This window comes from Nitrosomonas sp. Nm34 (assembly GCF_900113925.1).
Lineage (GTDB): Bacteria > Pseudomonadota > Gammaproteobacteria > Burkholderiales > Nitrosomonadaceae > Nitrosomonas.
In genome coordinates this window covers 60263-66878 of sequence record NZ_FORD01000017.1, presented here as the reverse complement: position 1 = coordinate 66878, position 6616 = coordinate 60263, and the positions used below count along the sequence as shown (strand labels likewise).

Here is a 6616-nt window from a genome sequence, read left to right as displayed (position 1 = left end):
ATATTAACGGTATCGAATCTTTCTGGAGTTTCGCAAAAAGACGTTTGGCAAAATTCAATGGCGTGCCTGAGCATACTTTTTATCTTCACTTGAAAGAAACCGAATTTCGTTTTAATCATCGACATGATAATCTCTATCTTCAAATTCTTAAATTATTACGTCTAAACCCGCTTTAACTTCCTAAGACCCTAAATTAATAATTTTTATTACTGTCTCATTATTTATTCATTTATTAATACCTGGGCGCAACTGGGCGCTCTTATTATGGAAATTGCGCTACTTTTTGGGCTTATTATTCTTAACGGCATCTTTGCCATGTCTGAAATTGCGCTTGTCATGGCTCGCAAGGCCCGCCTGCAAAAGCTCATCAATGCAGGCGATCATGCTGCCAAAGTTGCTGTGGAACTGGGCAACGATCCCACTAAATTTCTCTCCACCGTACAAATCGGTATTACCTCGATTGGTGTCATGAACGGTATTGTCGGTGAAGCAGCCTTAGCCGGGCCTTTGAGTACCGGCCTCACCACGCTGGGTATTGCCTCGCCTCATGCCGGTTATCTGGCTACCGGCCTCGTGATCGTAACTATCACCTACTTTTCTATCGTGCTGGGCGAGCTCGTTCCTAAGCGTTTAGGGCAAATTAATCCCGAATCGATTGCACGGCTGGTGGCTCGCCCCATGATGTTACTTGCGACCTTGGCCAAGCCCTTTGTATTTCTACTTTCGACTTCCACGCAACTCTTATTGCGCCTGTTTGGTATTAAAGATATTGGCCGGCAACCGCTGACGGCAGAAGAACTGTATCTGATTCTGGAAGAAGGCTCACAAACGGGTGTTATCGAGCAGCAAGAGCACCAAATGATGAAAAACGTATTTCGCCTGGATGATCGCCAGATCGCGTCGCTTATGGTGCCGCGCAGTGAAGTCATCCATTTCGATGCCAATGAAAGCCTGGAAGAAAATCTGCAATGTTTTGAGATGAGTCCACATTCTCGCTTCCCTGTGGTGCGTAGCAACTGGAATGATGTCTTGGGGATAGCGAGCGCGCGCCAAATGCTGGCACAGACCCTGCGTGGTGAGCAGCCAAATCTCATCAAAGATTTGCAACCTGCTGTGTTCGTTCCGGAGTCACTCACGGGAATGGAACTGCTGGAGGAATTCAAGAATTCCGGTATGCAAATGATCATCGTGGTCGATGAATATGGCGAGGTACAGGGCATCGTGACGTTGCAAGATGTCTTGGAAGCGATTACCGGTGAATTCGTGCCGCACAAAATTGAAGAATCCTGGGCAGTCCCCCGCAACGATGGCTCATGGCTACTTGATGGTCTGATCCCGATTCCTGAACTTAAAGACCGACTCAAGATAAATGCAGTGCCGGAAGAAGAGCGCGGACGCTATCACACGTTAAGTGGCATGATGATGCTGCTTTTGGGAAAAATCCCACAAACAGGTGATCGGTGTGAGTGGGAAAACTGGATTTTTGAAATCGTTGACCTCGATGGTTTTCGCATCGATAAAGTACTGGCAGCGCCTAAACCCGCTATTGATGAAAAAAAGTAAGGCACATGAAGACAAAGCAAGACGCCCGAATGGTAATTTAACTTTTATCACTTACACACCCATGAACCTTTGTAAAATGATTAAGCCGTGAGCAAGGTAGTCTGGGCAGCCGCTCTTCAACGCGTCCATATTCTATATTCTATCGTAAGTCCTTTTTCTTATCTGGATCGTACCCCTCTCTCTACTTCTTCCAAGAGGTAAAATCCCCAAAATACTTTATTTAAGGGCCACGAATTTAACAACCTCTACTCTGCACTCTCCAACAGCCTGCGGTAACCCGCGACGGTCGCGTCGACTGAAAACTCAGCAGCACGTGTTTGTAGATATGCTGCATCTGGCGGAGCTGCCAAGGTCGCAAGCATCGCACGTGCCATGGCTTCAGGATCTCCGATTGGCACCAGCGTGCCATAGGTTCCATCCTGCAGGATCTCACGGGGGCCATTCGGGCAATCGGTGCTGATGACGGGACAGCCGCTTGCTAACGCTTCGAGCAGCACGAGCGCAAAACCTTCCCATGCTGAGGACAAGACAAATAGTGAGGCATGACTCATCCAGGCAAAGGGATTGTCGACAAAGCCAGGCAGGAGAACGTAGTCCTGCACGCCAAGCTGATGAGATAATGTTTCGAGCATTCTGCGCTCGCTGCCCTCACCCACAATTGCCAGTCGCAGATCGCGTTTCTTGCGCGCAATAGCAAAGGCACGGATAAGCGTAGGAAAATCCTTCTGGCGGTGCAGGCGCCCGACGCCGAGAATGAGTGGACGTGAGCGATCGGTGAGCCAGGGGTGCTCAACCGGCATCTGGCCGGCACGAACCACTCTTTCGGCATCGACAGGGTTATAGACCAGCGTGATCAATTCCTCGGGGAGGTGCGCTGTATGGGCCAGGTCCTGTGCCACCCCGCGGGATACGGCAGCAATCGCGTCTGCCTCTAGGTAAAAGCGCTGCACGAGTCGCGGATAAGCGCGTCGAAACAGGCCGTGGCCACGGTGCGCCACGATTGACAATGTATTGTGCTCGCTGACTACCAGCCTGGCAGGCAGGCCGGCGGCAGCGCGCGCGATAATAGCCGCGAGATTGGATTGGGTTCCTGCCGCCAGAACGGCGTCAGGCCTGGCAGTACGCAGATACTCTATCAATGCGGGCAAGCGCCAGAACATATCCGGTTTCAGCGGTGTCAAGAGGGGCAACAATCGGAGCACATCATGAGGACGCGCCTGGAGCAATGCAAGGCTACTGGTGAGTATATTGCTGCGGGGTAGATATCGAATACTCATGCCTGACAGTAGCTTGCCTGTTGCTCCACCAGCACCATGGCCCGTTACGACCTCCACCTGGATACCACTCCTCGCAAAGGCTTCGGCCAACTGCAAAACAATGCGCTGCATCCCCCCTCCCTCGAGTGTGCGCACAATCAAAGCGAGCGAACGAATCGGCAGGGACACCACGATCAATAATCTCTTGGAGCAACAGGTAGCGCTTTAGCAGAAGCGCACACCTCATCAATTTCGTTCGCGCGCCCTTCTCCAAAATACCAATCACCATACCCTCTAGTGGGTAAGTATGCGACAACAAAATATGAAGCAATCAGTGCAAGAAAATTGGACGTCAGTCCAATGTGTCTTTGAAATCGAGATAAATTATCAGGATAAGCACAAACGGTACACTGATCAGACTTTTTGTCGCGAAAATCGCGAGGTTTATAGCATCTGATGTCGTGTGCAACGCCTCGATGCAGAGAAGATATAGACACCACCCTTTCTCCCCATGAATTAGGAGTTACTCTTGCTATTAGTTGTCTCAGAGTAGTATAAGCGCTCACGTTTAAATCAAATGGTTATTAAAGGGAGACTACTCTGGAATAAACTATACTCCAGGTAAATTTAGATGTCGATGATACGGCACCATATGGGTGCAGCATTGAACTTAGCGACCGATCAACGCATTCGAAGTAAGCGTTTTTTGATTAATGGACACCTCTAAAAATCCATATTTGCGAGCATCCGCTTCACGGATTGCCTGCTTACCCCGCTTCGCCATCATACTTCGTTGTTCACAAAAATGTTTCCTTACCTATCAGTGATAGGTAAGGAAACATTTTTTGTTCTCGCATTGTCTTGGTTAGAACTCTGAATTTTTAGAGGCGCCCTAATGTGGTTAAGGCTGCATCCTTGCTGCAAGTCACGCGCCCTTTTTTCCGATACGACGGAATCGATGCCAGAGTAAGTATAGTGGCGTCCCAGCTAAGACGGTCGCGATTCCCACCCCTCCTTCTAACGGCCGTTCATAAAGCACGCTCCCAACTATGACGATTGACACCAACACATAGAACGCGGGAATAAACGGATAAAGAGGCGTGCGATAAGGGCGGGGCAAATCCGGTTCCCGTCGACGTAGAATCAATACTGCACCGACTGCGAGTGCGCTGAAAATCACCAACGCAAAACCGCTATAAATTACCAATTGCTCGAAGCTCCCCGATACAATCAAGGCTGAAGCCCAGAGGCTTTGCAGCAGAATAGCGTTGAACGGAGTACATTGCCTGCCAGAGGTATTCGCAAAGACGAAGGGAATCAACCCATCTTGTGCCATGGCATAGTAGACGCGCGATCCGACCCACACCATGGCGCTCACAGCTCCTGCGATTGAAAGGCACAAGATGACAGTTACAAATTGGCCGGCTTCGAGGCCCAGCATGGCTCGCGCAACTTTATCGGCAACGGGCAAAAGTGGTGGCGTAGCTAGCTCTGTCACCGGCAGAGCGTAAAAATAGAATCCATTCAGCATGAGATAAAGCAATGCCACGAAAAGGGTCCCGCCAATCATCGTGCGGGGAATAGTACGGGCAGGATCAGTAATTTCTCCCGCCAGATACGCCGCGGTATTCCAGCCAGAATAGGCATAGAGCACAAAAACCAATGACACGACATAAGCTCCCATGCTGAAGGCAGGCTGAGTATCCGTGGGAATAAGATGTGCCCAGTCGCCCGCTCCGAACATTAGCCCTACTACCATGAACAAGAGAATGGCTCCCATCTTCAGCACCGTCAGGCTGCGCTGGAGAGCGCCTCCTGCTCCACCGCCAGCGAGGTGGAAACCTGTAATGGACCAGAGGAGGGCTAAGGCTAAGGCTGTAGATAGCCACCTTCCCTCGCCATTAAGCGGAAGGAGTTGGAGGAAGTAAGCAGCAAAGCTCATGGCACTTGCGGCAATAGCAGCGCTAAAGCCGATGGTGAAAGACGTCCATCCACTTAGAAATCCGAGGAATGGCCCATAGGCGCGGCGCAGGTATGTATATTCTCCGCCGGCGACAGGAAAGGCCGCGCCCAGCTCACTATAAGAGAGAGCCCCTGCGAGCGCGATCAGCGCTCCTACCAGCCAAACCGAGAGGATCACACCAGGATGGCCGAGGTCGCGGGCCATGAAGCCGGTAGTGGTAAAAATGCCCGTGCCGACCACACTACTGACAAGGACGCAGCTAGCCGTAAACCAGCCGATGTGTCGGGGAAGTGTAGACGGATCTTGCTTAGATTTCTCCATCTCCACGATCTACTCTGGTTGTCTCTCGCGCACTAACGGGACAAACCGCACGAGCGTAATGATTTTGCGCTCAAAGCCTTTAGCAGTCCGGTAATGGAGCTCCAGGGTCTGGTAGTCGCGGCCAACTGGCAGAATCAGCCGCCCCCCAACCGCGAGCTGATCAAGGAGCGGTTGCGGTACATGATCGGGTGCGGCGGTTACAATAATGGCATCGAAAGGCGCTTCTTCAGGCCAGCCTCGATAGCCATCACCAACGCGTGCGTGGATGTTGCGGTAACCCAGCTCTGCCAGTGTATGCGCGGCTTTTGTCGCCAAGGGCTGGACGATTTCTATGGTGAAGACATCCGGCACAATCTCAGCCAAAACCGCAGACTGGTATCCTGAACCGGTTCCTATCTCAAGCACTCTCTTGGCTCCTTCCAATGCCAGCGCTTCGGTCATGAGCGCAACAAGAGAAGGTTGCGAGATCGTCTGGCCGTGGCCGATCGGGAGAGGAATGTCATAATAGGCCAGATCAGAGTAACCGGAGGGAACGAACTTATGGCGAGGAACATGGCGCATTGCACTCAGGATCTTCGGGTCCTTAATTCCCTGAGGAATGATCTGTTCATCCACCATACTGTCGCGTTCGGTTTGACGCGTAGGATCTTTGAGCCGCGAGTCCTCTCGTGAAACTCCGCTGCATCCGGTAAGAGCAATCAGACTGTGAATCAACAGGATGCTGACTATCCATAATGATATCAACGCGCGAGCTGATGAGTTCATAAGAGATACGGTATCCAAATTATGAAATTTAGAAGAATGGGCAAGCCTATGTCGAGAAATAAAAGTTATTCTCTATTAAAGTAAGAAATATATAAAGTTAATTAGTTGGAACACACTTTCTGTTAAACGATCCAAAAATCTCTCATATGAATAGAGTAATTCAATCTTTGTCGATTGCTGGAGTCGATTGACACACCTATCACCGGTAGAGTTGCAGGGTGTGTTCATCAACAGAAGAAATCCGGCACCGCAGCTCGGCTTAAACTATTGATTCATTGAAAAACCCAGAGGATTCAATTAGCCATCCTCCTCTTTATGTAACTCCAACAATTAAATTTTTTGGGAGAAGCTACCCTTGGATCCGGTAAAGTAATGTAATTGCGCCTGCAATACCGACTAATTCCACAAACAAAGTGAATATGTTTGCCCAAATGTACCCGGAGTTCGTGTAAAGGCCAATAAGAGGACTGAGGTATGCTGAGTTTTGTGGAATGAAGGGGCTGCAGCAAAGCAAGAATCATAAAAGCGCTATGGATGATCGACGAATGCTCCTACAAGCAACTGGAATCAAGGATCGAGCAATCTTTGCTTTGCCCAAGGCGATCACCATCATGCTGCAGCAACTTTGCAATCAGTGATCTAAAGCTCATTTCTATTGAAGAAATCACTGAGTATTGGCACGCCTCATACCGAGACGGCATCTCAGAATGATACGAAGGCGAGCTGTAGACAGGATAAATATTACGGT

The 6616-nt window shown here is 50.0% G+C and carries 5 protein-coding genes and 1 pseudogene; 2 read left to right on the top strand and 4 right to left on the bottom strand.

Annotation, left to right across the window (positions count from 1 at the left end):
* Nucleotides 1–176: pseudogene (locus tag BM283_RS09020) on the top strand (IS1595 family transposase); the annotation flags it as partial.
* An 88-nt stretch (nucleotides 177–264) separates the two neighbouring features.
* Nucleotides 265–1563, top strand: a complete 1299-nt coding sequence (locus BM283_RS09015; protein WP_090692214.1) for a hemolysin family protein — start codon at nucleotides 265–267, stop codon at nucleotides 1561–1563.
* A gap of 245 nt (nucleotides 1564–1808) precedes the next feature.
* Here the strand turns inward: BM283_RS09015 and BM283_RS09010 are convergent, their stop codons facing one another.
* From BM283_RS09010 to BM283_RS08995, 4 genes are all read right to left on the bottom strand, one after another.
* On the bottom strand, nucleotides 1809–3008 hold the full coding sequence (locus tag BM283_RS09010) for a glycosyltransferase (RefSeq protein WP_139225229.1): 1200 nt from the start codon (nucleotides 3006–3008) through the stop codon (nucleotides 1809–1811).
* A 5-nt stretch (nucleotides 3009–3013) separates the two neighbouring features.
* The gene (locus tag BM283_RS09005; RefSeq protein WP_139225228.1) at nucleotides 3014–3316 is read right to left on the bottom strand and encodes a hypothetical protein; all 303 of its coding nucleotides are present in this window, start codon (nucleotides 3314–3316) and stop codon (nucleotides 3014–3016) included.
* A 428-nt stretch (nucleotides 3317–3744) separates the two neighbouring features.
* On the bottom strand, nucleotides 3745–5103 hold the full coding sequence (locus BM283_RS09000; protein WP_090692207.1) for an APC family permease: 1359 nt from the start codon (nucleotides 5101–5103) through the stop codon (nucleotides 3745–3747).
* 9 nt (nucleotides 5104–5112) lie between these two features.
* The gene (locus BM283_RS08995) at nucleotides 5113–5868 is read right to left on the bottom strand and encodes a protein-L-isoaspartate(D-aspartate) O-methyltransferase (protein ID WP_090692206.1); all 756 of its coding nucleotides are present in this window, start codon (nucleotides 5866–5868) and stop codon (nucleotides 5113–5115) included.
* Nucleotides 5869–6616 lie beyond the last annotated feature (748 nt).